23 protein-coding genes and 1 other annotated feature are annotated in these 24,790 nt (G+C 32.9%); of the genes, 20 read left to right on the top strand and 3 right to left on the bottom strand.

Translation table 11 applies throughout. The features are described from left to right. Positions 1 to 16 precede the first annotated feature (16 nt). Positions 17 to 284, top strand: a binding site (T-box leader). A 96-nt stretch (positions 285 to 380) separates the two neighbouring features. The 5 genes from BN4220_RS18400 (at position 381) to BN4220_RS18380 (ending at position 4,980) form a co-directional block, all read left to right on the top strand. Continuing rightward, a complete protein-coding gene (locus BN4220_RS18400) occupies positions 381 to 1,595 on the top strand; it encodes a pyridoxal phosphate-dependent aminotransferase (protein WP_066720068.1) in 1,215 nt (404 codons plus the stop codon). 205 nt (positions 1,596 to 1,800) lie between these two features. Beyond that, positions 1,801 to 2,592, top strand: a complete 792-nt coding sequence (locus BN4220_RS18395; RefSeq protein ID WP_066720065.1) for a lytic transglycosylase domain-containing protein — start codon at positions 1,801 to 1,803, stop codon at positions 2,590 to 2,592. 387 nt (positions 2,593 to 2,979) lie between these two features. After that, positions 2,980 to 3,609 (top strand): superoxide dismutase, encoded by a 630-nt coding sequence (locus BN4220_RS18390; protein ID WP_066720060.1) that lies wholly within the window; start codon positions 2,980 to 2,982, stop codon positions 3,607 to 3,609. 248 nt (positions 3,610 to 3,857) lie between these two features. Further along, positions 3,858 to 4,511: a YczE/YyaS/YitT family protein gene (locus BN4220_RS18385; RefSeq protein WP_066720057.1), complete on the top strand. Its 654-nt coding sequence runs from the start codon at positions 3,858 to 3,860 to the stop codon at positions 4,509 to 4,511. A 280-nt stretch (positions 4,512 to 4,791) separates the two neighbouring features. Next, positions 4,792 to 4,980, top strand: a complete 189-nt coding sequence (locus tag BN4220_RS18380) for a hypothetical protein (protein WP_066720054.1) — start codon at positions 4,792 to 4,794, stop codon at positions 4,978 to 4,980. Between the two features lie 198 nt (positions 4,981 to 5,178). Here the strand turns inward: BN4220_RS18380 and BN4220_RS18375 are convergent, their stop codons facing one another. Then, positions 5,179 to 5,550 (bottom strand): pyridoxamine 5'-phosphate oxidase family protein, encoded by a 372-nt coding sequence (locus BN4220_RS18375; RefSeq protein ID WP_066720051.1) that lies wholly within the window; start codon positions 5,548 to 5,550, stop codon positions 5,179 to 5,181. 261 nt (positions 5,551 to 5,811) lie between these two features. On the opposite strand from BN4220_RS18375, the gene BN4220_RS18370 reads away from it, so the two are divergent. Next, positions 5,812 to 6,321: an RrF2 family transcriptional regulator gene (locus tag BN4220_RS18370; RefSeq protein ID WP_066720049.1), complete on the top strand. Its 510-nt coding sequence runs from the start codon at positions 5,812 to 5,814 to the stop codon at positions 6,319 to 6,321. A gap of 108 nt (positions 6,322 to 6,429) precedes the next feature. Here BN4220_RS18370 and xylA read toward each other — a convergent pair whose 3' ends face one another. Then, positions 6,430 to 7,746 (bottom strand): xylose isomerase, encoded by a 1,317-nt coding sequence (gene xylA, locus BN4220_RS18365; protein WP_066720047.1) that lies wholly within the window; start codon positions 7,744 to 7,746, stop codon positions 6,430 to 6,432. A gap of 126 nt (positions 7,747 to 7,872) precedes the next feature. Continuing rightward, entirely contained in the window at positions 7,873 to 8,484 is a 612-nt protein-coding gene (locus BN4220_RS18360) for a class I SAM-dependent methyltransferase (protein WP_066720044.1), read from the bottom strand. Between the two features lie 422 nt (positions 8,485 to 8,906). Here BN4220_RS18360 and BN4220_RS18355 point away from each other — a divergent pair, with 422 nt between their 5' ends. The 14 genes from BN4220_RS18355 (at position 8,907) to BN4220_RS18290 (ending at position 24,682) form a co-directional block, all read left to right on the top strand. Continuing rightward, positions 8,907 to 9,926, top strand: coding sequence for a sulfate ABC transporter substrate-binding protein (locus BN4220_RS18355; RefSeq protein ID WP_066720040.1), 1,020 nt, complete (start codon positions 8,907 to 8,909; stop codon positions 9,924 to 9,926). Between the two features lie 268 nt (positions 9,927 to 10,194). Continuing rightward, on the top strand, positions 10,195 to 11,019 hold the full coding sequence (cysT, locus tag BN4220_RS18350; RefSeq protein WP_066721152.1) for a sulfate ABC transporter permease subunit CysT: 825 nt from the start codon (positions 10,195 to 10,197) through the stop codon (positions 11,017 to 11,019). A gap of 85 nt (positions 11,020 to 11,104) precedes the next feature. Then, positions 11,105 to 11,929 (top strand): sulfate ABC transporter permease subunit CysW, encoded by an 825-nt coding sequence (gene cysW / locus BN4220_RS18345; protein WP_066720037.1) that lies wholly within the window; start codon positions 11,105 to 11,107, stop codon positions 11,927 to 11,929. 2 nt (positions 11,930 to 11,931) lie between these two features. Further along, a complete protein-coding gene (locus tag BN4220_RS18340) occupies positions 11,932 to 12,993 on the top strand; it encodes an ABC transporter ATP-binding protein (RefSeq protein WP_066720033.1) in 1,062 nt (353 codons plus the stop codon). 33 nt (positions 12,994 to 13,026) lie between these two features. Continuing rightward, the gene (locus BN4220_RS18335; RefSeq protein WP_066720031.1) at positions 13,027 to 14,925 is read left to right on the top strand and encodes an adenylyl-sulfate reductase subunit alpha; all 1,899 of its coding nucleotides are present in this window, start codon (positions 13,027 to 13,029) and stop codon (positions 14,923 to 14,925) included. Beyond that, positions 14,909 to 15,223 carry a 4Fe-4S dicluster domain-containing protein gene (locus tag BN4220_RS18330; protein ID WP_066720028.1) on the top strand — a complete coding sequence of 105 codons (315 nt, stop codon included), beginning with the start codon at positions 14,909 to 14,911 and terminating at the stop codon, positions 15,221 to 15,223. The genes BN4220_RS18335 and BN4220_RS18330 overlap by 17 nt, the downstream gene beginning before the upstream one ends. A 223-nt stretch (positions 15,224 to 15,446) precedes the next feature. After that, positions 15,447 to 16,247: a sulfate adenylyltransferase subunit CysD gene (gene cysD / locus BN4220_RS18325; RefSeq protein ID WP_066720026.1), complete on the top strand. Its 801-nt coding sequence runs from the start codon at positions 15,447 to 15,449 to the stop codon at positions 16,245 to 16,247. 469 nt (positions 16,248 to 16,716) lie between these two features. Then, positions 16,717 to 18,429 (top strand): sulfate adenylyltransferase subunit 1, encoded by a 1,713-nt coding sequence (locus tag BN4220_RS18320; protein ID WP_066720023.1) that lies wholly within the window; start codon positions 16,717 to 16,719, stop codon positions 18,427 to 18,429. Positions 18,430 to 18,653: 224 nt separating this feature from the next. Further along, on the top strand, positions 18,654 to 19,229 hold the full coding sequence (locus tag BN4220_RS18315) for a hypothetical protein (RefSeq protein ID WP_066720020.1): 576 nt from the start codon (positions 18,654 to 18,656) through the stop codon (positions 19,227 to 19,229). Positions 19,230 to 19,529: 300 nt separating this feature from the next. Next, positions 19,530 to 21,146, top strand: a complete 1,617-nt coding sequence (locus tag BN4220_RS18310) for a flotillin family protein (protein WP_066720011.1) — start codon at positions 19,530 to 19,532, stop codon at positions 21,144 to 21,146. Between the two features lie 523 nt (positions 21,147 to 21,669). Next, positions 21,670 to 22,374, top strand: a complete 705-nt coding sequence (pyrH, locus tag BN4220_RS18305; protein ID WP_066720008.1) for a UMP kinase — start codon at positions 21,670 to 21,672, stop codon at positions 22,372 to 22,374. Between the two features lie 12 nt (positions 22,375 to 22,386). Continuing rightward, on the top strand, positions 22,387 to 22,941 hold the full coding sequence (frr, locus tag BN4220_RS18300; protein ID WP_066720005.1) for a ribosome recycling factor: 555 nt from the start codon (positions 22,387 to 22,389) through the stop codon (positions 22,939 to 22,941). A 203-nt stretch (positions 22,942 to 23,144) separates the two neighbouring features. Further along, a complete protein-coding gene (locus tag BN4220_RS18295) occupies positions 23,145 to 23,867 on the top strand; it encodes an isoprenyl transferase (RefSeq protein WP_066720002.1) in 723 nt (240 codons plus the stop codon). Continuing rightward, entirely contained in the window at positions 23,867 to 24,682 is an 816-nt protein-coding gene (locus BN4220_RS18290; RefSeq protein WP_066720000.1) for a phosphatidate cytidylyltransferase, read from the top strand. Before BN4220_RS18295 ends, BN4220_RS18290 begins: the two co-directional genes overlap by 1 nt. Positions 24,683 to 24,790: the final 108 nt, after the last annotated feature.

The following is a 24,790-nucleotide window of genomic DNA, read 5'->3' as shown; positions in this document are numbered from 1 at the left end:
AATGGATTACTATATTATCAAAGCTGTGACGAAAAGGAGTATATGTTTTCAAGAAGCAAAGAGAGGGAATGGCTGGTGTAAATTCTCGTGATGAAATCATAGAAGCAGTTTCTGAGCTATGGACCGAAATGCATAACGCATGTGTAGGCTTCATCGGTGATTCAACCGTTATCTTGAATACAGTATAAGTGTAGACTTTCATAAGATATACATAAGTACTGAGTGAGTGCAGAGAAATCTCTGAATTTAGGTGGTAACACGGATATTGTATATTCGCCCTAAACTAGCATTATTGATATGTTAGTTTAGGGCTTTTTTATTTTTAATTAAAGTATTTAAAAAAGTATATAAAAGTAATATAGGATTGACTGGAGGAGCATATGGATAAGTTTGAAAAATCATCAAAATTGGATCATGTATGTTATGACGTGAGAGGAGCTGTCGTTGATGAAGCTGACAGAATGTTAAGACAAGGAATCGATATTTTAAAGTTAAATATCGGAAACCCAGCACCATTTGGTTTTGACGCACCAAATGAAATTATTAAAGATTTGATTATGAACCTAAGAAATGCAGAAGGGTATTCTGATTCAAAAGGAATCTTTTCAGCAAGAAAAGCAATTATGCAGTATTGTCAGCAAAAAAAGATTCCAAACGTTTCAGTAGATGATATCTATACTGGAAACGGAGTTAGTGAATTAATTGTAATGGCAATGCAGGGACTTTTAAATGACGGTGATGAAATTTTAATCCCTTCACCAGATTATCCACTTTGGACAGCCGCAGCAACTTTAGCAGGTGGTAAAGTTGTGCACTATATCTGCGATGAGCAAGCAGATTGGAATCCGGACATTGATGATATTAAGAAGAAGATCACACCACGCACAAAAGGAATCGTAGTAATCAATCCAAATAACCCAACTGGAGCACTTTATCCAAAAGCTGTTTTAGAAGAAATTGTAGAGATTGCAAGACAAAATGGACTTATAATTTTTGCAGATGAAATTTATGATAGATTAGTTATGGATGGCGAGGAACATGTTGCCATTGGTTCCCTTGCTGAGGATTTGATGGTTGTTAACTTAAATGGCTTATCAAAATCTCATCGCATTGCAGGTTTTCGTGTTGGTTGGATGTGTTTAAGTGGAGATAAATCAAGAGCAAAAGGATATATTGAAGGTTTAAACATGCTTTCATCCATGCGCTTATGTTCCAATGTACCTGCGCAACATATTATTCAAACAGCATTAGGTGGATATCAAAGTGCAGATGAACTTCTTGTTCCAGGTGGAAGAATTTATGAGCAAAGAGAATATATAACAAATCGTTTAAATAATATTCCGGGTGTTACAGCAGTTAAGCCAAAAGCAGCCTTTTATATATTCCCTAAATTAGATGTTAAAAAGTTTAACATAACAAATGATGAGCAATTTGCACTGGATTTCTTGAAACAGCAACATGTACTAATTGTTCATGGTAGTGGATTCAACTGGAAGCAACCAGATCATTTCCGTATTGTGTACTTACCTAATTTAGACGAGCTAAAAATTGCGATGGATAAATTAGAAATGTTTTTAAGTACTTATCGCCAATAAGCCTTTATTTAACATTGCGAGAAACTCACGTTTTTATTTTTAATTAGCTATTAATTAATATTGGAAATGGCCGATATAATGAATAGTATTGTTCTGTTGAATAGATTATTAATAAATTAATTTAAGTACAAAGCGATGTTCATATAAAAATGCATCGTGTAGTATGTTACTTAAATAACACTTACGATAGAAAGAGGAATCCATATTGAAAGTAAATTCCATTTTAAATGAAGAGAAAATAAGTACAAGCAATGTTAAGAAAAATACAAATTCGAATAATAATGTGAAATTTTCATCTTATTTAGGAGAAACAAAAAGTTTGGATAGTATATTTCAAGAAGCTTCCGAAAAATTTAACGTTCCTGTAAATTTATTAAAAGCCATTGGGAAAGCAGAATCAAATTTTGATCCCAATGTAGTTTCTAGCGCAGGTGCATGCGGAGTTATGCAATTAATGCCTGGTACAGCAAAATATCTAGGAGTCACTGATTCGTTTGATCCAGAGCAAAACATTATGGGTGGAGCAAAGTATATATCTGAAATGCTGAATAAATACGACGGAGATGTTAAATTGGCTTTAGCTGCATACAATGCTGGAAGTGGTAATGTCGCAAAATATGGAGGGATACCTCCCTTTGAAGAGACACAAAATTATGTAGTTAAAGTTACAAAATATATGAATGAAGGCGTAAGCACTGGCAATTTAAAGGTGACGGTTCCTTCAACTAGTAATGCAGCAAGCTCTATAACAAATAATAAGAATATTGAATATACGATAAATACGAATACATCAAATTCTGAATTATTTGCCTCGAAAGCGGATTTGGACGACTTAGATGGAATATTTTCAAAAAATGATTACCTAGAATTTTTAGAAAAATATCTGTTAGATGATAGCGGAGAGAAAAAAGAAAAAGAAAAGGAAGAGAATCCGAACTATTTCGCATCAAAAAGCATTAATTACAGTGTTGCTGTAATGAATTTGTTGAAAAGTTAGGTTTAAAAATAATAAAAACGTAATTGAAAAAATAATCAGAAAAATATTCAGAAAGATAATTTCAATGATTATCTCAAAAATAACTAGTAAACTAAGTATTACAATTAATATAATAATGCATTTAGTCAGAGACTCGTTCCATAATGGAACGAGTTTTTTTACATTGGGATAGTATAAATTTTAAAATAATGCTAATAATGAAAATAATAATCATTTTCACTATTGCAATATCTGGAAGAGTGTGTTATGCTATAGAAAAGTTAGTTATGGCTAACCTAGAAACAAAAAGAACATATATTTAAAACCATAGCTGATGAACAAATTATTAATAACATAAATATAAGAAAGTTAACGAATAAATGATATTTTATTAAGGAGGAAATTATTATGAGAAATCAAAATTACCCATTTCAACTTGAGGCATTACCATATGCATATGACGCATTAGAACCTTACGTAGACGCACTTACTGTACAAATTCACCATGGCAAGCATGTTCAAACTTATGTAGATAATTTAAACAAAGCATTGGAAGGAAGCAAAGTACATCAATCTTGGTTATTGACTGATTTACTTAGCCGATTAGATGAATTGCCAGAGAACATAAGAACAGCTGTAAGAAACAATGGTGGTGGTGTATATAACCACGGTTTATACTTTGAAGGAATGAGCAGTAATGGTGGTGGAGAACCTGTTGGTGATCTTAAAGCTGCAATTGATAAGAAGTTTGGATCCTTAGATGAATTTAAAAAGAACTTTAAAGCAGCTGGTCTTGGACGATTTGGTTCAGGCTGGGCATGGCTGGCTCTAGATAAGAATAAGGATTTAGTGATCGTGTCTACTCCAAATCAAGATAGTGTCTTAGGAGATGACTTAAAACCAATTCTAGCGATGGATGTTTGGGAGCATGCTTACTACCTAAAATATCAAAATAGAAGAGCAGATTACATTGATAACTGGTTTGCAGTGGTTGATTGGAATCATGCGAATAATCTTTATAAAGAGGCACATGCTTAAATACGATTGCCTTATAAACTGAATAATTAAAACATGTCACCATTTGTATTTTGTATAATATATATTAAAAACAAATGGTGATTTTAATTCTTCTGGGCAACATGGTGCTTTAAGTTGAACCTAATACAGTATACTGTAAATATTTATCATAATATCAACATTTTATTGTAAATAAAACCAAATTCTGTATAATACATATATAGACATAAAGTAAACAAAAATACAGTAGAACGGAAAAGGTAGGAACGATGCTGGTTGATTATTTTAAAAGGGTTGGAAGTAGACGCTTTATAATCATGTTAATTGGGAATGTTTTTTTAGGTATTGGAGTAAGTATTTTTAAGCTATCCGGGTGGGGGAATGATCCTTTTAGTGGAATGATCATGGCATTATCAGATCAATTTGGCATTAGTTATGGTGATTTTTTGATTATGTTTAATATACCTTTGTTCATGATAGAGTTTATTTTCGGTAAGATGTTTATTGGGATTGGTACAATTGTAAATATGTTCTTTGTTGGATACTTGGCTACCTTTTTTTATAATATTTGGATGAATATGATTGGAAGCCCAGAAGTTACGTGGCAGAAACTAGTAGTTGTTTGTTTAGGTGTTATTGTATGTAGTTTTGGTGTTTCTCTTTATCAGACTCCAAACGTTGGAGTCGCTCCTTATGACAGTATTTCATTGATTTTGAAAAAGCGTTTTCCTAAGATTCCTTACTTTTGGCTAAGAATGTCTAATGATGGATTCTGTGCAGTAGTTTGCTATCTAACTGGTGGAATTATAGGGTTAGGAACGCTAATATCGGCGTTCGGTTTAGGACCGATTATTCATTTATTTAATGTTAATTTTACGGAAAAATTATTGAGAAAAACTAACGATACTAAAGTGAAATCGTAATCGTTGGAATTATAAAAGTAAATAAATACATACATACGCTAGAATCCATATGACCTATTTGGTTGTTAGGATTCTTTTTTCTGTGTCAAAGAAGCATAGTAAATAATTAAGTAATCCAATCGTGAAAGGTAGTTGTAGAAAATTATTTTCCATACTCATCTGTGCTAATTCTTATGCTTGAACTAATAAAAAGCGAAAATAATGTGAATACTGGAGAAAAGAGAAATATATCTTAAGTTGCTGGTACACCATGGATTGTATTGTTTATTTAAGGAGAAGTATGAATAAACCGAACCATATCTGTAAAAACCCTAATTGTAATTCAGAATATTATGCATGCGATGCTTGTGATAAATCAATGGGTTTAAATTGGCATACAGTTGCTTGTTCTGTTTCCTGTTTTAAAGAATATATGAAATTTTTAGAAAAAGAACAAGAGAGTGAAGACTGTTTAAAAGGTAATCTATAGGAATATTAAGAGTGTTCATTATTATACTAAAAGATTAGGTGGTGAATTGCCTTTTCACTACCTAATCTTTTTAAATAAAAGTTTTAAATAAAAGTTATTATAAAAGCTTATATTATGGTAAATAAAGCTGTTTATAATTAAACAAATTTTAAGTACATTTGGTTACATATTTAAGTGACATTATAGTGAATGTTCGAATTAAATAGTTTGTTTCACAACAATTGGTGTCACTTCAAGAACTCTTTTTAGAAATGGAAAGTTTTCTTTCATCATATCAAAATCTTTTCCCTCATCTAGGAAAGTCGCAGTACCTTCAATAAAGAATCCAGCACCCATACCAATGGTTCCCATAACTTCTTTTGATCCCATTGTAAGCTTTACTCTGTTGTTTACAGCAACATCGGCTTGTGTACTTGTCATACCAGCAGCAGGTATTAAAAGGGTTCCCCTATCTGAAATTCTTACATAGCTATTCCAAGTATTTGTAACATTTGCATTATTATTTGACCAAGAAGTGATAGATAGAGCACCCTCGTGATTAAGTACTTCTTTGAATTTTTCATTTAACATAATTTTATTCCTCCGTTTTATTTACATCTATTATAGATAACTGTTATCTGTAATAGATATTATCATGTATAAAATGTTACGTCAACATATTTTTTAATAAATATATTTGTAAAATATACCAGCATTTTTCTTTATTGATGGAAATAAATATAAGCCCTTGACGCATTACTATCCGTGAATTAAGATATTAAATATAAATATTATCTATAATTATGAAAGGAAAATATGTAATTGATAAAGTCATTTACATAGGTTAGATATATGCAATTTAGTGTTGGTGTAGAGTATGCATTGCATTCCCTCTTTTATATATTAGATTTACCAAATGGAAAAGTAATTGGAATAAAGGAGCTTTCATTATTACATCAGGTTTCTGAAACATACTTATCAAAAGTGTTCACGAAACTACGTAAGCAAGGAATTGTGCGTTCTGTTACAGGAGTGAATGGTGGATATGAATTAGCAAGAAAACCAGAAGATATCACTTTTTGGGATGTAGTAGAAGCAGTAGAAGGACCATCCTATCTCTTTCAGTGTGGCGAGATAAGACAAAAAAATCGATTATTTGAAAATGATAATGAAGAAAATACAGGAACCGAATGCCCTTGCCTAATTAAAGTTGTAATGTGGGAAGCAGAAGAGCAAATGAGAAATTATTTAAGAGATAAAAATTTACGTTGGCTACAAAAAGAAGTTTATAAAGATTTTTCTGAGGAGAAAAAAGAGAAGATAAAACAGTGGTTAGAGGACCCTTCCAATTCTATAAATTAAAAGAACTAGCCACAAACTTATTAGATTAAGTTTGTGACTAGTTCTTTTTATATATTAATAATTCATTTTCAAGTTCTTCATAAGGTAAAGAAAAGTGACCAAAAAATATTAACGGAATAAAATATTGTTTACGATAGATTCAAGAACTTCTTGACGACCGCTTTCCATTACTGGCTCTTTGTTTGTTAATACATATTGTTCAAGAGCTTCAAGGGAAGTAGTACCATCAACGATTTGTTTACCAATACCAGTCTTATAACTTGCATAACGATCAGCAACAAATTTATCAATTCTACCATCTTCAATGATTTCAGCAGCTTTGATTAAACCAAGTGCGAATGTATCCATACCTGCGATATAACCGTAAGCGATATCATCGAATTCGAAAGATCCACGTCTTACTTTTGCATCGAAGTTAAGTCCGCCGTTAGTAAAACCACCAGCTCTTAAAACTTCAAGCATAGCAAGTGTAGCGCTGTGTACATCTGTAGGGAATTGGTCTGTATCCCATCCAAGATTTGGATCACCCTGGTTAGCGTCTACGGAACCAAATACTCCATTTACTCTAGCCATAGCAAGTTCATGTTCAAAAGTATGACCAGCAAGAGTAGCATGATTTGCTTCGATGTTCATTTTGAAATCTTTTTCTAAGCCATATTTACGAAGAAATCCAAGTACAGTAGCAGTATCAAAATCATACTGATGTTTTGTTGGTTCCTTTGGCTTTGGCTCGATATAGAAGTCACCATCAAAGCCATTTGCACGGCCATATTCAACAGCCATCTTCATAAGTCTAGCCATATTATCAAGTTCTAAGCCTAAGTCTGTATTAAGAAGTGTTTCATATCCTTCACGTCCACCCCAGAATACATAACCTTTTCCGCCTAATTTAATAGTTGCATCAAGTGCATTTTTAATCTTTGCAGCTGCGTAAGCAAATACATCTGCATTACAAGATGTTCCAGCACCATGCATAAATCTTGGATGACCAAAGTTATTAGCAGTACCCCATAATAACTTAATTCCTGTTTCATCCATTTTTTCTTTAATATAATCTACAACTTCAAAAAGATTTTTCTTTGTTTCTTCATATGTATCACCCTCTGGAGCGATATCTGCATCATGGAAACAGAAGTATTCAATACCAAGTTTTGTCATTAATTCAAAACCAGCATCAACTTTAGCTTTTGCAAGTTCCATAGGATCTGTAATATTACCATATGTTCTATCCATAGTTGGAACACCAAATGGATCTGCTCCGCCAGCACATAAAGTGTGCCACCAAGATAGAGCAAAACGTAAGTGTTCTTTCATTGTTTTACCCGCAACAACCTTGTCTGCATCATAATATTTATACGCAAAAGGATTTGTTGAATTTGGGCCTTCGTATTTTACAACAGGGACATTAGAAAAGTAATTTGTCATACGATTACCTCTTTCACTAATATATTTGTTTATTAACTGAACTAATTACAATTACATGTTAACACTAGTTGGTAAAATAGTCAAGCAAGCATTTATTAAATTTATGAAATTTACTTCCTTGATAGTTTATTTCCAAGCAACTAAACAGTAAGCTGAGTCCTTTTTTAACTCAATTAACTCTACTTTCGAAAAGCCCATTTTCTTAATTTCGTTTAGAAGTTCATTTTGGGAGTATTTCGTAAAATCATATTTGGTGTAGGAGAGCTTATCAAGCCATGCCTTTGTATAGAAAACATTTGCGAATGCGCCACCTGCCTTTAATGTTCGGTAAACTTCTGAATAACCTTTTTTTAAATCTGACCAGAAATATACAGTGTTAACGGTATAAATAAAATCAAACATGGAATCTTTAAATTCCATATTAACAATATCTGAAAGGTTTAGAAACATCTTTTTATTCTTAATCATTTCAAGATTTCTTTTCGTTGCGGCCTCAAGCATTGATTCTGACATATCAATGCCGTAAAAAATAGAATTATTTTTTTTAGATAGCTCCTTTAGAAGATAGCCATTTCCAAAACCAACATCTAATACATACTCTGGTTTTAATTCTCGAAACAATTTCATAACACTTTTGTACTGCTTTTTATTTAATTGATTCATAAAATAACTTGAGATCTTACCCCAAAATCCTCTTGGGTTTGAGAATTGTGATCCAATAAATTTTACAAAGTTCATATAATAATACTCCTTATTATTTCGGATTTTCTCCATTATAACATTACTGTAAAATATATCAAATAAATTACAAGTTAATGTATAGGTAAAATCTCATAAAATACAAGTTTATTTTTCTACAAAAAAAATATGGAAAAAAACACAAAATAAGTTTGACAAATAATGGTTTATCAAGTAATATATTTCTAATCATTTAAAACATATCAAAACAGTAGGAATACAATGAATTAAATTTAAGAGGTGAAATTCCTAAAAGTTTGCTTCAGAATTATTACTCGTTTGGAACATGGAGGGCTAGAATTGACACATATTAAGTGGGTTGTTTTGCATAGTTATAGTGGTCGATGTCGCTGAGATACAAAAATTAAGAGTGGGTGGAAGTTAGAAAATTTGTATCATAAGAAAGGCGGATCGAGGATAAGATGAAAAATAAAAAATATATCATAATCACTTTAGTATTTGTATTAATAACAGCTATGTCTATAGGTTGCGGTAAGAAAGAAAATAAGCAAGTCGAATTAATTAATGTTTCGTATGACCCAACGAGAGAATTGTATGAGGCGTTTAACCAGGAGTTTATAAGTTATTGGAAAGAAGAAAAAGGTCAAGATATTAGCATTGTACAGTCACATGGTGGTTCTGGTTCACAAGCTCGTTCCGTAATTGAGGGAAATGAAGCGGACGTTGTTACATTAGCTCTTGCATATGACATTACGGCAATTGAAGAAGCAGGACTTATTAAAGAGGGATGGCAATCTGAATTTGAATCCAATAGTGCACCTTATACTTCAACGATTGTATTTTTAGTTCGTAAAGGAAATCCAAAGGGGATAAAGGATTGGGATGACTTAATAAAAGATGGAATTGGTATTATTACACCAAATCCGAAAACCTCAGGTGGTGCCAGATGGAATTATCTTGCAGCATGGACATATGCGAATAATCTTTATAATGGAGATGAGGAACAAGTAAAAGAATTTGTAAAAAAACTATATCAGAATGTTTTAGTACTTGATTCTGGCGCAAGAGGTGCAACAACTACATTTGTTGAGAATGCTCAAGGAGATGTTTTACTTGCATGGGAAAATGAAGCCTATTTATCTCTAAAAGAGCACCCAGGAGAATATGAGATTATTAGTCCTAGTATTAGTATGTTAGCAGAACCGCCAGTAGCTATTGTAGATGAGGTAGCTGACAAAAAAGATACTCAAGAAATCGCAAAAGCATATTTAGAGTATTTATATACTGATGTAGGTCAAAAAATTGCAGCTGACAATTATTATAGACCGATTAATGAAGATATTTTAAATCAGTACGCTAATGTTTTTGATTTAAATATGCATTTGATTTCGATTGATGATCCTATATTTGAAGGATGGAGTAAAGCTCAAAGTAAGCATTTTTCAGACGGTGGTATTTTTGATCAAATATATGAGGAATAAGTAGTGAGGGGTGTGGCACTAGTATGATTATATTAATAGCCACACCCCCTACATACACGTATGGTTCAAGATAATAAAATTATTGATGACTTGTTCTAAGAAAACAGTCATATAAATATACTATTAAACTTTAATGATACACAGCGTTAAATTGAATTAAAATATTAAGAAACTAATAGAATGAAAAGGAAGAAGAATTAAAGGGAAGAAGAAATAAAACGATGTAAAAAGTATTAAAACGAAGCAATGAGGGAGAGGTCAGATGAATATTGTAAGGAAAAAGCGAGTAATACCTGGTTTTGGATTATCTTTAGGGGTAACCTTAACGTTTTTAAGTTTAATTGTAATAATACCTATGGCATCCGTCGTACTATCTGCTTCAAAGTTAGGGGTAAGAGAGTTCTTTGAAGTGGTTACTAGTAAGCGCGTACTCGCTGGATATCAAGTTAGTTTTACTTGCGCATTAATTGCAACATTAATCAATAGTGTATTTGGAGTTATTTTGGCATGGGTAATTGTTCGTTATGACTTTCCCTTTAAGCGTATTTTAGATGGATTAATAGAGCTTCCTTTTGCACTTCCTACTGCAGTAGCGGGAATTACACTTACCAATCTTTACTCCACAAAAGGGTGGTTTGGTAGTTTTTTTAATAAGTTCGGAATTCAAATCTCTTATACGAAAATTGGTATCACAATTGCGATGATTTTTATAGGAATACCATTCATTGTACGAACGATTCAACCAGTCCTTGAATCTTTAGATGGTACTTATGAGGAGGCCGCAACAATACTAGGTGCCAGCAGGTGTAGGATTTTCTTTCAAGTAATTTTTCCTGAAATTCGACCTGCATTATTGACAGGGTTTGGTTTAGCATTTGCAAGAGCTTTGGGTGAGTATGGGAGTGTTGTATTTATTGCAGGAAATTCTCCCTATGAAACGGAAATTGTTCCGCTTTTAATCCTTAGTAAATTACAGCAATTTGATTATGAAGGTGCAACAGCTATTGCATTAGTAATGTTGATTGTAGCCTTTGTTCTGTTATTTATTATAAATGCAATCCAAGTACATGCGAACAAGTTCTCAAAAGAGTAGTTTATAAACGTGGTATGTTTGAAATTACTCTTATATACGTGTTATTGCTAAACAAAAAGCAGTGAATGGTAACAGGGAGGTTATTATGAAAGAAAAAAGAAGTGAGGGGAATTCCTTTGTTCGTATATTACTAATTTTAATCAGTGTATTTTTTATATTTTCCATGTTAATAATGCCATTAATTGTTGTAATTCGTGAAGCGCTAAAAAGTGGATGGCTTATATATAAGGATGCAATTACGGATTTTTATACACAAAGAGCGTTAATGCTTACCATACTTGCAACAATAAGTGCGGTTATTATAAACACAATTTTTGGATTATTTGCTGCATGGCTTTTGACAAAGTTCTCATTTAGAGGGAAAAAATTACTTACTACAATGATTGACATACCATTTGCAGTTTCACCGATTATTGCAGGACTTATCTTTGTTCTTACATTTGGTAGAGTTAGTTTTGCGAAACCTCTAATTGATGCAATTAACCTAAAAATTGTATTTGCTGTGCCAGGAATTATTTTAGCAACGATATTTGTAACCTTTCCATTTATCTCTAGGGAGATTATTCCTGTACTAAATGCAACTGGAAATGAAGAAGAAGAGGCGGCGACACTTATGGGAGCAGGGGGCTTTTACATATTTAGAAGAATTACCCTCCCACGTATAAAATGGGCACTTCTTTATGGAATTATTTTATGTACCGCCAGAGCAATGGGAGAGTTTGGTGCAGTTTCGGTATTATCTGGTCATCTTAGAGGAATCACAAATACACTGCCGTTACATGTAGAAATTTTATATAACGAATTTAAATATACACAGGCATTTGCAGTATCTTCAATTCTAGTTATATTGGCAGTCATTATATTAATTTTAAGAAACATAGTGGAATATATGGGAAAGAAGGGAAGATAGTCATGTATGTGGAATTAAAAAATATCAACAAAAACTTCGGAGATTTTCTAGCATCCGATGAGGTTAGCTTTGGCATTGAGAAAGGGAAACTCATTGGATTACTGGGTCCAAGTGGAAGTGGTAAAACAACAATCCTTCGTATGATTGCAGGACTTGAAACCCCTGATTCAGGAGATATTTTTATTGATGGAAAAAGAGTCAATGACATAGCGCCAAGCAAACGTGGCATTGGATTTGTATTTCAAAGTTATGCGTTGTTTCGTTATATGACGGTTTATGAAAATATCGCATTTGGATTAAAGATAAGAAAGGTTTCTAAAAAGGAAATCAAAGAAAGAGTATTAGATTTATTACAGTTAGTCGGTCTTAAGGGACTGGAAGACCGTTATCCACATCAACTGTCTGGAGGGCAAAGACAAAGGGTAGCATTTGTCAGAGCAATAGCTCCCAATCCTTCTCTTTTATTACTGGATGAACCATTTGCTGCAATCGATGCCAAAGTAAGACAAGAGCTTCGCATCTGGCTTAAGGAAATGATTGAAAAGCTTGGGATCACAAGTATCTTCGTAACACATGATCAAGATGAAGCCATTGAAGTTGCAGATGAAATTATCATTGTAAATGGAGGGCGTATTGAACAAAAGGGTTCCCCATTTAATATCTATAAAAATCCATCCACAGCTTTTGTGGCACAGTTTATTGGTCAATCAACGGTGCTAGAAGAGGTTGGACGTTTCCAAGGGTTTTCCACGCATCGGAATGCAAATAAAGCAATTATACGTCCTGAATTTATTAAAATAGCAAAAGTAAATGAAGTATATGAAAATATGAGCGCTTACGAAGAGGGAGTTGTGGAAGAAATTATTTTTAAAGGAAGTTACATAGAGATTAAAGTTAGAGTAAAGGATAGTTTACTAACTGGAAAACGCCAAAATACCGATGATATTGTAACAATTGGTGAGAATGTACGAGTACTGATTTACCGAATGCATGGATTTCATGAAAAGGAAACGTATCTATTAACCAATACCTTGTTAACGGATACAAATTCAGTATTTATCTAACAATGAATGATTTAATAAAAGGGGGTATTTCCAGTGCAGGTCGTAAAAGAGTACTGTGATATTTTAATCCTTGGAGGAGGAACTGCTGGGTGCTATGCGGCACTTACAATAGCAAAACAATCTAATGTAAAGACTATAGTTGTAGAAAAGGCAAATATCAAAAGAAGTGGTTGCCTAGCAGCCGGTGTAAATGCCATCAATGCCTATATTGTAAAAGGAAGAACGCCAGAAGATTACGTTGACTATGCAAAACAAGATGCCCATGGAATTGTAAGAGAAGATTTACTTCTAACCATGGCAAGAGGGGTAAATGATGCGACGAAGGAACTTGAAAAGCTTGGACTTGTTATATTAAAAGATTCGGATGGAGAGTATGTCTCTAGGGGGAATCGTAATATTAAAATTAATGGCGAAAATATAAAGCCTATTTTAGCAAAAGCGGTAAATCAGTGTAAAAATGTTACCGTATTTAATCATGTAACAATTATTGATTATATCGTTGTGAAAAATGAAATAAAAGGAGCAATTGGTTTTTCCATTGATGAAGAAATCATGTATGTATTTGAATCGAGTGCAGTTATTTGTGCCACAGGTGGTGCAGCTGGACTTTATCGTCCGAACAACCCAGGAGGTTCTAGACATAAAATGTGGTACCCACCATTTAACACAGGAGCAGGATACGCTATGGGAATTAAAGCAGGTGCAGAAATGACCTCCTTTGAAATGCGTTTTATCGCTCTTCGTTTAAAAGATACCATTGCACCGACAGGGACAATTGCACAGGGAGTATTTGCAAAACAAATCAATTCTTGCGGGGAAGAATATGAAAGAATATATGGGAATACAACGAGTGATCGTGTGTATGCAACAGTAAAAGAAACGATGGAGGGCAGAGGACCTAGTTATCTAAAGACGAAAGGTATAACGAAGGAGCAAGAACAGGAATTACTAAAAGCATACTTAAATATGGCTCCAAGTCAAACCTTGGCATGGTTAGAAAGCGGCAGAGTGCCAAGTGAATATAATGCTGAAATTGAAGGAACTGAACCATACATTGTTGGTGGGCATACGGCGAGTGGTTATTGGGTGGACACGAATCGAGCTACAACAATTAAAGGCCTATATGCTGCAGGTGATGTAGCAGGCGGTTGTCCTCAAAAATACGTTACAGGTGCACTTGTGGAAGGAAAAATTGCTGCAATCGCTTCCTTAGAATACATAATGAATATGATAGGTAACAATTCAAATGAGAAGAATGAGACTTTTAATAATGAGAGCTTAAATAATGAAAACTTAGATAATGGGATCTTAAATAACGAAACCACAAATAATGAACCCACAAATAATAAACACACAAATAATGAGATCATAAATAGCGAGAACTTAAATAATGTGAGCTCAAGTGATAAGAACTTAAATAATGAATATTATGAAAAAAGAGATTTAAATAAAGAGTCTATGGATGCTTTTATATTACAAAAAAAGAATGAACTAGAGTCCCATTTAAATTCGAAAAAAAACACAACTACATTTTCCTATGAAGAGCTTGAAGAAGCGATGCAAAAGATTATGGATACCTATGCAGGGGGAATCGGTGCCAATTATCAATATAACGAAAGTACATTAACAATTGCGGAAGACAGAATCAATCAAGTACTAGAATTAAGCAGAACTTTACATGCAAATGATATGCAAGAACTCATGTATATTTATGAACTAAAGGAAAGATTAATCGTTTCACTAAGCGTAATTGCTCATCTAAAATCAAGGAAGGAAACAAGGTGGCATTCCTTTGCAGAGCACATGGATTATCCAGAAAAAGATGATAATCATTGGTTAAAATATGTGAACTCAAAAGTAATCGACGGAGAACTTAAAGTAATATATAGAGACTTAGTTGAGCGAGGAGAATTCTATGAGCATAGTAATTAATAAAGAAAATTGCATCCGTTGTGGCAAATGTCTTGAAGTATGCCCAGGTAGCTTAATTAAAAAAGATGAAAATGGTTTTGCTTTTATAAAATATAAAAATGATTGTTGGGGCTGCGCTTCGTGCGTAAAGGAATGTCATAAGGGTGCAATTCATTTTTATCTTGGGGCAGATATTGGGGGAATGGGTAGCTATATGTACACAAAATGTGAAGGGGATATCACACAGTGGATTATAAATAAACCAGACGGAACAAAAATGAGTATTTCTATAAATAAAAAAGAATCAAATAACTATTAGGAAACTTTATTATTAGGCATCAATAAATATCAAATCAATAAATATCAGGAATCAATAATTATTAGGAATTCACAATTATTAGGATTCAATAACTATCAGAATTGAATATCTGATATTAATTAAAAACTTATAAAAATTAATAATGATTAGGAATCAATTAACTATTAAAGAAGAATCAAATAAAGAAATTAAAATAGGTTGCAAGAAAGGTATGGTGTTCTCCATGAATCATTTAGACGAATTAGAAGCGCAAAGTATTTATATTATTAGAGAAGCCTATAAAAAATTAGGGAAATTAGGAATGTTATGGTCCATTGGAAAGGATTCTACGGTATTGTTATGGCTAGCGAAGAAGGCATTTTTTGGACACTGTCCATTTCCTTTTATTCATGTGGATACGACATTTAAAATACCTGAAATGATCGCATATAGGGATCAAGTAGCAAAGGAATTAAATTTAGATCTTATTGTGCATACAAATAAAGAAGCAATTGAAGCGGGAATGGGTCCAGATAAAGGTAGATTAGTTTGTTGTAAGGCATTAAAGACAGAGGGATTACAGCAAGTAACTAAATTATATGAGTTTGAAGGGCTAATCGTTGGTGTAAGAAGAGATGAAGAGGGCTCAAGATCAAAAGAAAGAGTATTTTCAGAACGAAATAAGCAAGATGAATGGGACTACTCCAATCAACCTCCAGAATTATGGAATCAATTTAAAACGGATTTTCCAAAAGGAAATCACATTCGTGTTCATCCTTTGCTTGCATGGAATGAACTTGACATATGGGAATATATAAAAAGAGAAGAAATTAAGGTCATTGATTTATACTTCTCAAAGAATGGTGAAAGATATCGTAGTTTAGGATGTGCTCCATGTACGAATAAAGTGAAGTCAGAGGCTAAGACCGTAGATGATATTATCGAAGAATTAAAACACACAACTGTTTCTGAAAGAGCAGGTCGTGCCCAAGATCAAGAAGACTCCTACGCAATGCAAAAACTAAGAAAAGACGGGTATATGTAGTTGATGTTGATGAATCAAAACTATAGGTAAGATTTTGAAAGAATAATGGGAGAAAAATATTCATTCGGACATTAGATTCCGAAATCAAGTATATCTAAGTCAAATGGAAAGTGTATATCATAAGCCCGTGACCGATGGCAATTCGCCATCCTGGCTCAGTGCCATCTTGATTCGCCGTCCATGGCGAATCATCACTCCATATTAACATTTGACTAAGATATACTAAGATTTCTCCATATAATTTCTCATGAATATTTCTCCCCCATTATTCTTAGGCACAGTTAACGATGTTGTTTTGACAATGATTGCTGTAGGTATTATTAAAGAAGAAATCTAATAAATTTAAGATATTTAGAAATTTAAGAAATTTAAGAGACTTAAGAGACTTAAGAGATTTATGAAATCTAAGATAGAAGAGTAAGATTAAAATATCATTTATTTTGTAGAAAGAGTAAGGTGATAAAAAAGAATGGAAAATATTAATCGTGAAATTTTAAAAATAGTAGTAGTCGGACACGTTGACCATGGTAAATCAACAGTCATTGGAAGATTACTTTATGATACAAATTCTCTTCCGGAAGGAACTGTGAATAAGGTTAAAAAGATTGCGAAAGAAACAGGAAAACCTTTTGAATATGCTTATCTTTTAGATGCATTTGAGGAAGAACAAAAGCAAGGGATTACAATTGATACTACCCAGATTCAATTCGCAACTGAATTACGTGATTATGTAATTATAGATGCACCGGGACATAAAGAATTTTTGAAAAATATGATTTCTGGGGCTGCGAATGCAGAGGCAGCATTACTTATAATAGATGCAAAAGAAGGAGTAAAAGAGCAGTCAAAACGTCATGCTTACATGTTATCTTTGCTTGGTATACAAAAGGTTTACATAGTATTAAATAAAATGGATTTAGTAAACTACTCAGAGGAAGTTTATGAAAACATAAAAGAAGAAATGACGGAGTTTTTAGAAACACTTCAGGTTTATCCACTGGATTTTATCCCAGTTTCAGCATATTATGGTGAAAATATTTTAGAAAAATCAGAGAAACTTCCTTGGTTTCATGGGGAGTCTATCATTGGAGCAATTGATAGTATTGAAAAAGAAAAAGGATTGGAAGAAAAAGCACTCAGATTCCCAATACAAGACGTTTATAAATTTGATGATCGAAGAATTATCGCTGGTAAAATAGAAAGTGGTAGCTTACAAGTTGGCGATAAAGTCACAATTTATCCAGAAGGTAAACAAACAATTGTAAAAACAATTGAATATTGGGCTGAACGAGATAAAAAGAGCATAGTATCTGCGGGAGAATCGGTAGGAATTACATTTGAAGATGAGTTTTTTAATAAAAGAGGTGAACTTATTGCGTTTGAAAAAGATGCACCTTATATTTCAAATTCTTTCCGTGCAAATGTTTTTTGGATGGGAAAACAACCATTACTAATTGGTAAGAAATATAAGATTAAGCTTGCTACTAGCGAATTTGAGGGAGAAATAGTTAAAATTCTTAAAGTAATTGATGCATCTACTTTAGATAGTAGTGATAAAGAATTAACTGCCGTTGCATTAAATGATGTAGCAGAAGTGATTGTTAAAACGAAAGATATTGTAGCCTTTGATCGCTTTTTTGACTGCAATGCAACTGGAAGATTCGTTCTTGTAGATGGCTATGATGTTGCAGGTGGTGGAATTATTGTAAATCGTGAAGAAGTAATAAAAGAGGAACCTAATGCAACGTTTGCCTATGGTGATTTAAAGGCAAGAGGAGATATCTTCGAAGAGTTTTATTATAATACAGAGCAACTTAGTATTAATAAGATTCAAGCCAAAGGTATTACCTATACGGTAGGAGATGAACTTCCACTGGTTGGAGATAGCTATCAGTATCCAAACTATTTTGATATTTTAGTTCTTAGAGATTTGGTTGCAGTTAAAGTAAGAGATGGATCTGTGGAAGAAATTATACCATTGTCAGAATATCAATATGGAGGTCTACCCCTTACAAATAGTAGAGGGTTTGAAATTATAGTAAATTCTAGAGCGGAGTATAAGAAGTTTATAGAAGATTATGAAAATAAAAAAGATAAGGAAGAACATGATTTCTTAAATCAGTGGATGAGATTTGAGACGTTTCGTAAGGTAAGCTTCCAAAACTACGATTGGGTTATTTAAAATAATATTAAAAATATATTGGAGTTGTTAAACACTGCGTTTCCTAAGGATTCTTCGAAATGCGCTTTAACAACTCTTTATTTTTATTAGAGAAAGCTTAAGATTAACTTAAAATAAGAAAATTTCTACAAATAAAGTAAAAAATGTAGTATAATGGATATTGTAAACGGGCGTATACATAAATGTTAGGCGCAACATGTTAGAAAAACAGATGGAGGTTTCATATGGATAGAGTTTATACGATATGTGTTGCAATTGGCTTTGGAATACCACTTCTATCTTTAGTACTTGGCAAGGTTTTTGATTTTTTGGATGGTATATTTGATGGTATTTTTGATTTGCTAAATTTTGATTTTAGCTTTGATATTGGGGATACTAGTGTTTGTTTCTTGCCTTTTTCAATACAAAGCATTTGTGGTGGATTATTGATATACGGAACCGTTGGTAAATTATTTTACAATGGACATAATGCAGTTATTGTAAATATCATTGCTGTGGGCTTAGGATATCTAATTGCAGTAATTTTGCAGACAATGATTCATAAATTAAAGAAAGTGGAGAACACAACGATTTCAATGGAGCAACTACTATTATATGATGCAAAAGTAATCAATACCATCGTTGCCAATGGATATGGATCCATCAGTGTAACTACTCTTGATGGTATTACAAGTTCTTATCCTGCAAAGGCAGAAGAAAAAGATGTAAGCATTAAACAAGATTCCATTGTTTCTATCGTTCGCTTTGAAAAAAATATAGCCATTGTAAGGGAAAAAGATTTAATAAAGAAATATGAATAATATTAGATTGAAGTTTAATTTTTAAAGGTCTTGGTAAACCCATTTCGTTCATTAAATGTATGAAATTGAAAACACCTTATCTTTATAACGATTCATTTTTTAGGTACGGAATTGATTATATCCTTGTTATTTTCTCATTTTATATAACAAAAAGAGAATTAATAAGTAGATATAATTATATAGTAGATATAGGTCTTTTCATTCTCATAAATAGATTCGATTCAAAGAAAACCTTACAGTTATTTTTCGATGAATTTATCGAATCGATATTCTAAAAATAAAAGGTATAGGAGGAGTAAAATGCCAGATTCAAATTCAACAATGTACATTGTAATAGCAATCATTGGACTAATTGTTATCGTTAGTGTATTACTATCTATGTGGAAAAAGGTACCGCAGGATAAGGCAGCTGTAGTGACAGGTACCAAAAAGAAAATTATCACCGGTGGTGGTGGACTTGTTATTCCAATCTTACAACGTGTCGATTACATATCACTTGGAAATATTCAAATCGATGTTTCAACAGATGAGAGTATGTCCTCACAAGGTGTACCAATTGCGGTAGTAGGTACTGCAGTTATTAAAGTAAAGAATGAAACAAATTCAATCTTTAACGCAATTGAGCAGTTTACTGGTAGAAATGAAATGCAAATCGAGCAATCCATTCGTAGTACCGCAACCAACGTGTTGGAAGGTAAACTTCGAGAAATTGTATCAACAATGACGGTAGAAGATATTTACCGCGATAGAGAAACATTTTCCTCTAAAGTTCAAGAAGTAGTTGGAACAGAACTTGGTGAAATGGGTCTTGAAGTTAAGGTATTTACAATTAAAGATATCAACGATAGTAATGGATACATACAAGCACTTGGTGTAAAACAAATTGCTGAGAAGAAAAAAGATGCTGAAATTGCAAAAGCAGAAGCAAATCGTGAAACTCAGATTGAAACTTCAAAAGCAAAACGTTCTGGTGAGCAAGCAAGATTGCTAGCAGAAACAGAAATTGCAGAAGCAACGAAGTTAAAAGAAGTACAGGAAGCTGCTTATATGCAAGAGCAACAAGCCGCAAAAGCTAAGGCAGATGCTGCTTATGAGATTCAAAAGAATATTACCTTTAAAGAAGTAGTAACTGCACAATTAGATGCAGAATTATTAAAACAAGAGCGTCAAAAGGATATCGAGGCAGCACAAGTTCAAATTCAAATTATAAAAGAGCAGAAGAATATTGAACTTGCTCAAAAGCAAGCAGAACGTATTAAAGAAAGCTTACGTGCTGAAGTAGTTGAACCTGCAAGAGCGGATAGAGAAAAGCAACAAAATATTGCAGATGCTGAAAAATATCGTAAAATTGCAGAAGCGGAAGCACAAGCAGAAGCGCAGAAAAAATTTGCAGAGGCAGAAGCAGAAGCAAAGCGTTTACGTGCAATTGCTGAATCAGAGGCAATTCGAAAAACAGGTCAAGCGGAAGCAGATGTTATTAGCCAAAAAGGTAAAGCAGAAGCAGATGCGATTCGAGCAAAGGGTATTGCAGAAGCAGAGGCAATGGAGAAAAAGGCAGAAGCTTATCAAAAATACTCCAGTGCAGCAGTTGCTGAAATGCTTATTCAAGTTTTACCAGATGTTGCTGGAAAGATTGCTCAACCATTATCACAAATTGATAAGATTGTTATTATGGATGGCGGGAATGGAAGTAACGGTGTATCCAATGTTGCAGGGAATGTAACAGGGGTTATGACACAAGTATTTGAATCCTTAAAAGAAGTAACTGGTATTGATTTAGGTGACATTGTGAAAGCAAAAGGATATGATGCACAAGTAACAAAGAATATTAATATAAATGCAAATCCTGAATTAGTGGAAGCAATTGATAAAATAGTTCCAGTACAGAATAATAATGTAGAGGATACAACATTATAATAAGGAAGAACTAAAATAGATTTGTATAATCTTGTCCTGAAATGTATGTTTGTACCGATGTTTTAATAGCACCAGGGAAAACACCAATATATTATAAGTAAGTCTAGTTATATGCTTCATGATAGCAAACAATTTCTAAAATCTTGTTTGCTATCATGAAGCTTTTCTTCTATATTAATATTGTTTTTGATTTAGGGTTGTTTTAGATTAAAAGCATACAAGTATTATTGTATTATTTGATGATGAATCAATGAAAACTTACTTTACAAAACAGAATAACTTGTATATGATAATAATATATGTGTAAAGTCATGTTATTTAATTCAAGATGCATTATCTTGCAAATTAAAGTAGAAATTGTACACAAGATATGATACAATCGTTTGGGATGTATTTTCGTAATATATAAATCAAACGAAAGTACCAAAAGATAGGCTGAAAAAACTAAATTTTCAACCTAAACATATATGCCATATTCAATTTATCAACGACATAAATTTGAATTGACGCATGGAGGTTTATTATGAAAAAGTATAACAGAGTATTACTTAAGTTAAGTGGTGAGGCACTTGCAGGTGACAAAAAAACAGGATTTGATGAACAAACTTGTATCGGTGTTGCAAAACAAGTAAAAGAATTAGTTGATGATGGTGTTGAAGTAGCGATTGTCATTGGCGGAGGAAATTTCTGGCGTGGTAGAAGTAGCGAGACCATTGACCGAACAAAAGCAGATCAGATTGGTATGCTAGCTACAGTAATGAATTGTATTTATGTATCCGAAATCTTTCGCTATGTAGGTATGGATACAGCGATACTTACACCATTTTATTGTGGTAGCATGACTGAATTATTTTCAAAGGATAAAGCAAATGAATATCTAGGAGAAAAAAAGGTTATATTCTTAGCCGGAGGCACAGGACACCCTTATTTTTCAACAGATACAGCAACTGCTTTACGTGCAATCGAGCTTGAAACGGATGTTATTTTAATGGCACGCGCTGTTGACGGTGTGTATGACAGTGATCCAAAACAAAATCCAAATGCAAAGAAATACGAGACAGTAAGCTTTGAAGAGTTATTAGAAAAGAAATTGGCAATAATGGATTTAACAGCAACTGTTATGTGTATGGAAAATAACATGAGCATTTTAGTATTTTCTTTAAATGAAGAAAATAGTATTGTGAACAATGTAAAGAAAGCGTGTACAGGTACTGTAGTAACAAATTAGGAGGATAGAAACATGAATGAAAGAATTAAACCATTTGAAAGTAAAATGCAGAAATCATTAGATTCATTAAGAGAAGAGTATGTAGGAATCAGAGCAGGAAGAGCTAATCCACATGTTTTAGATAAGATTCGTGTAGATTACTACGGACAACCTTCTAACTTGCAATCTGTTGCTAACGTTTCCGTTCCAGAAGCAAGAGTGATTCAGATTCAACCTTGGGAAGCAAAGTTAATCAAAGATATTGAAAAAGCAATTTTAGCATCTGATATCGGTTTAACACCAAGCAATGATGGTAAAGTAATTCGTTTAGTATTCCCTGAACTTACAGAGGAAAGAAGAAAAGATTTAGTAAAAGACGTTAAGAAAAAAGCTGAAAATGCAAAGGTTGCAATCCGTAATATCCGTAGAGATGCAAATGATGCAATCAAAAAAGCAAGCAAAGCAAATGAAATTTCTGAAGATGAGCAAAAGCAAATCGAAGATGAAATTCAAAAAGTTACAGACAAATATATTGCTGAAATTGATAAGGCAATGGAAGATAAGTCTAAAGAAGTACTTACTGTATAATAATAGCATAATTATTATAGGATAAGTATACATTTAGATAGTATATCAATATAATATACGAATAAAGTATATATTAATATAGTACTAATTCATCCATAATGAAGTATACTATTGATAAATTTCGAAAGGAGCTGTTGCAAAATATATTTTCATTGTTATGAATATTTTGCAACGGCCCCTTTTATTGTAGAGAGGTTTATGTTATGGCGAAAGAACTAGATAAAGAATTAAATATCCCAACTCATGTTGGCATTATCATGGATGGGAACGGAAGATGGGCAAAAAAACGTTTGATGCCAAGAAATTATGGACATTCTCAAGGTAGTAAGATATTAGAAAAAATTTGTAAAGATGCTTGGGAACTTGGTATAAAATATGTTACTGTATACGCGTTTTCTACAGAAAATTGGTCAAGACCTGATTCAGAAGTGGAAGCATTAATGAAAATACTTCGTGACTTTTTAGATCAGAGTCTTGAAAAGTGTAAAAAGAATAATATGCGCGTTCGTATCATTGGAGATATTAAGCGTTTGGCACCTGACATGCAGGAAAAGATACGCATACTTGAGGAAGGTTCAAAGCATTATACAGGCCTTAATTTTCAAGTTGCATTAAACTATGGTGGTCGAGATGAAATTCTTCGTGCAACCAAAGCAATTGCAAAAGCATATAAGGATGGAGAATTGGATATTGATACTTTAACAGAAAGTGATTTTTCCAATGCTTTAGATACGAAAGATATTCCTGATCCTGACTTATTAATACGTACAAGTGGAGAGCAACGTTTATCTAATTTTATGTTGTGGCAATTAGCATATGCAGAATTTTATTTTCCAGATGTACTTTGGCCAGATTTCAATAAAAAGGAGCTTATTAAAGCGATTGAGTATTATAACGGTCGTGAGAGAAGATTTGGAGGATTGTAATGTCACAAAAGGATAATTCATTTTGGATTCGTTTTCGTAGTTCCTGTATATTAATGATCATCGCTGTGACTGCCTTGGTCTTAGGCGGTTACGTTTTATATGGTATCACTTTAGTGATTTCATTAATTGGATTGATGGAATTATATCGAATTTTAGATATGCATAAGAAACCGATTGCTTATGTAGGGTATATAAGTTGCATCATTTATTATTTGTTATTATTATTTAGTAGGGAAGATCTTATTTTTCCTATGGTAATTGGAAGCTTACTTTGCATTATGATTGTATATGTATTTAGCTTCCCAAAATATGAGTCATACCAAGTTACTTTAACTTTCTTTGGCTTATTTTATGTTGCAATTATGTTATCATTTATTTACCGCGTTAGAATTCTTGAAGGTGGACAATATCTTGTTTGGATGACCTTTATTGGTGCATGGGGTTCTGATACTTGTGCTTACCTTGTAGGTAGAAAGATTGGAAAACGTAAATTAGCACCTGTGTTAAGTCCACATAAATCAATAGAAGGTAGCATCGGCGGTATCCTTGGTGCTGCATTTCTTGGATTTTTATTTGCAACGGTATTTAAGAATAACATAAGCGGTGTTACATATCCGCAACTTGCGTTTGCTATCATTGGCGGATGTTCCTCTATTATATCTCAAATCGGAGATTTGGCAGCATCTGCTATTAAGAGAAACAATGATATTAAGGACTATGGAAAATTAATCCCTGGTCATGGCGGTATTTTAGATCGATTTGACAGTATTATATTTACAGCTCCGATTGTATTTTATTTAGCACAAATTTTATAAGAAATGATTTATTTTAATAAGGGTTAATACACATATTGTTGTCCTAGGATTTTGTGTATTGGCCCTTTTTACATACTGATTTAAGAGAAAATGAACTGTTTTTACATT

Origin of the sequence: Clostridium sp. Marseille-P299 (assembly GCF_900078195.1) — a bacterium.
Lineage (GTDB): Bacteria > Bacillota > Clostridia > Lachnospirales > Lachnospiraceae > Lachnoclostridium.
This window is presented reverse-complemented; position numbering and strand designations above follow the sequence as displayed.

What these genes read in the sequence shown, in the direction of transcription:
- BN4220_RS18400 (WP_066720068.1), top strand. Translation starts at nt 381, where the DNA reads ATGGATAAGTTTGAAAAATCATCAAAATTGGATCATGTATGTTATGAC.
- BN4220_RS18390 (WP_066720060.1), top strand. Translation starts at nt 2,980, where the DNA reads ATGAGAAATCAAAATTACCCATTTCAACTTGAGGCATTACCATATGCA.
- BN4220_RS18385 (WP_066720057.1), top strand. Translation starts at nt 3,858, where the DNA reads ATGCTGGTTGATTATTTTAAAAGGGTTGGAAGTAGACGCTTTATAATC.
- BN4220_RS18380 (WP_066720054.1), top strand. Translation starts at nt 4,792, where the DNA reads ATGAATAAACCGAACCATATCTGTAAAAACCCTAATTGTAATTCAGAA.
- BN4220_RS18375 (WP_066720051.1), bottom strand. Translation starts at nt 5,550, where the DNA reads ATGTTAAATGAAAAATTCAAAGAAGTACTTAATCACGAGGGTGCTCTA.
- BN4220_RS18370 (WP_066720049.1), top strand. Translation starts at nt 5,812, where the DNA reads ATGCAATTTAGTGTTGGTGTAGAGTATGCATTGCATTCCCTCTTTTAT.
- xylA (WP_066720047.1), bottom strand. Translation starts at nt 7,746, where the DNA reads ATGACAAATTACTTTTCTAATGTCCCTGTTGTAAAATACGAAGGCCCA.
- BN4220_RS18360 (WP_066720044.1), bottom strand. Translation starts at nt 8,484, where the DNA reads ATGAACTTTGTAAAATTTATTGGATCACAATTCTCAAACCCAAGAGGA.
- BN4220_RS18355 (WP_066720040.1), top strand. Translation starts at nt 8,907, where the DNA reads ATGAAAAATAAAAAATATATCATAATCACTTTAGTATTTGTATTAATA.
- cysW (WP_066720037.1), top strand. Translation starts at nt 11,105, where the DNA reads ATGAAAGAAAAAAGAAGTGAGGGGAATTCCTTTGTTCGTATATTACTA.
- BN4220_RS18340 (WP_066720033.1), top strand. Translation starts at nt 11,932, where the DNA reads ATGTATGTGGAATTAAAAAATATCAACAAAAACTTCGGAGATTTTCTA.
- BN4220_RS18330 (WP_066720028.1), top strand. Translation starts at nt 14,909, where the DNA reads ATGAGCATAGTAATTAATAAAGAAAATTGCATCCGTTGTGGCAAATGT.
- cysD (WP_066720026.1), top strand. Translation starts at nt 15,447, where the DNA reads ATGAATCATTTAGACGAATTAGAAGCGCAAAGTATTTATATTATTAGA.
- BN4220_RS18320 (WP_066720023.1), top strand. Translation starts at nt 16,717, where the DNA reads ATGGAAAATATTAATCGTGAAATTTTAAAAATAGTAGTAGTCGGACAC.
- BN4220_RS18315 (WP_066720020.1), top strand. Translation starts at nt 18,654, where the DNA reads ATGGATAGAGTTTATACGATATGTGTTGCAATTGGCTTTGGAATACCA.
- BN4220_RS18310 (WP_066720011.1), top strand. Translation starts at nt 19,530, where the DNA reads ATGCCAGATTCAAATTCAACAATGTACATTGTAATAGCAATCATTGGA.
- pyrH (WP_066720008.1), top strand. Translation starts at nt 21,670, where the DNA reads ATGAAAAAGTATAACAGAGTATTACTTAAGTTAAGTGGTGAGGCACTT.
- frr (WP_066720005.1), top strand. Translation starts at nt 22,387, where the DNA reads ATGAATGAAAGAATTAAACCATTTGAAAGTAAAATGCAGAAATCATTA.
- BN4220_RS18295 (WP_066720002.1), top strand. Translation starts at nt 23,145, where the DNA reads ATGGCGAAAGAACTAGATAAAGAATTAAATATCCCAACTCATGTTGGC.
- BN4220_RS18290 (WP_066720000.1), top strand. Translation starts at nt 23,867, where the DNA reads ATGTCACAAAAGGATAATTCATTTTGGATTCGTTTTCGTAGTTCCTGT.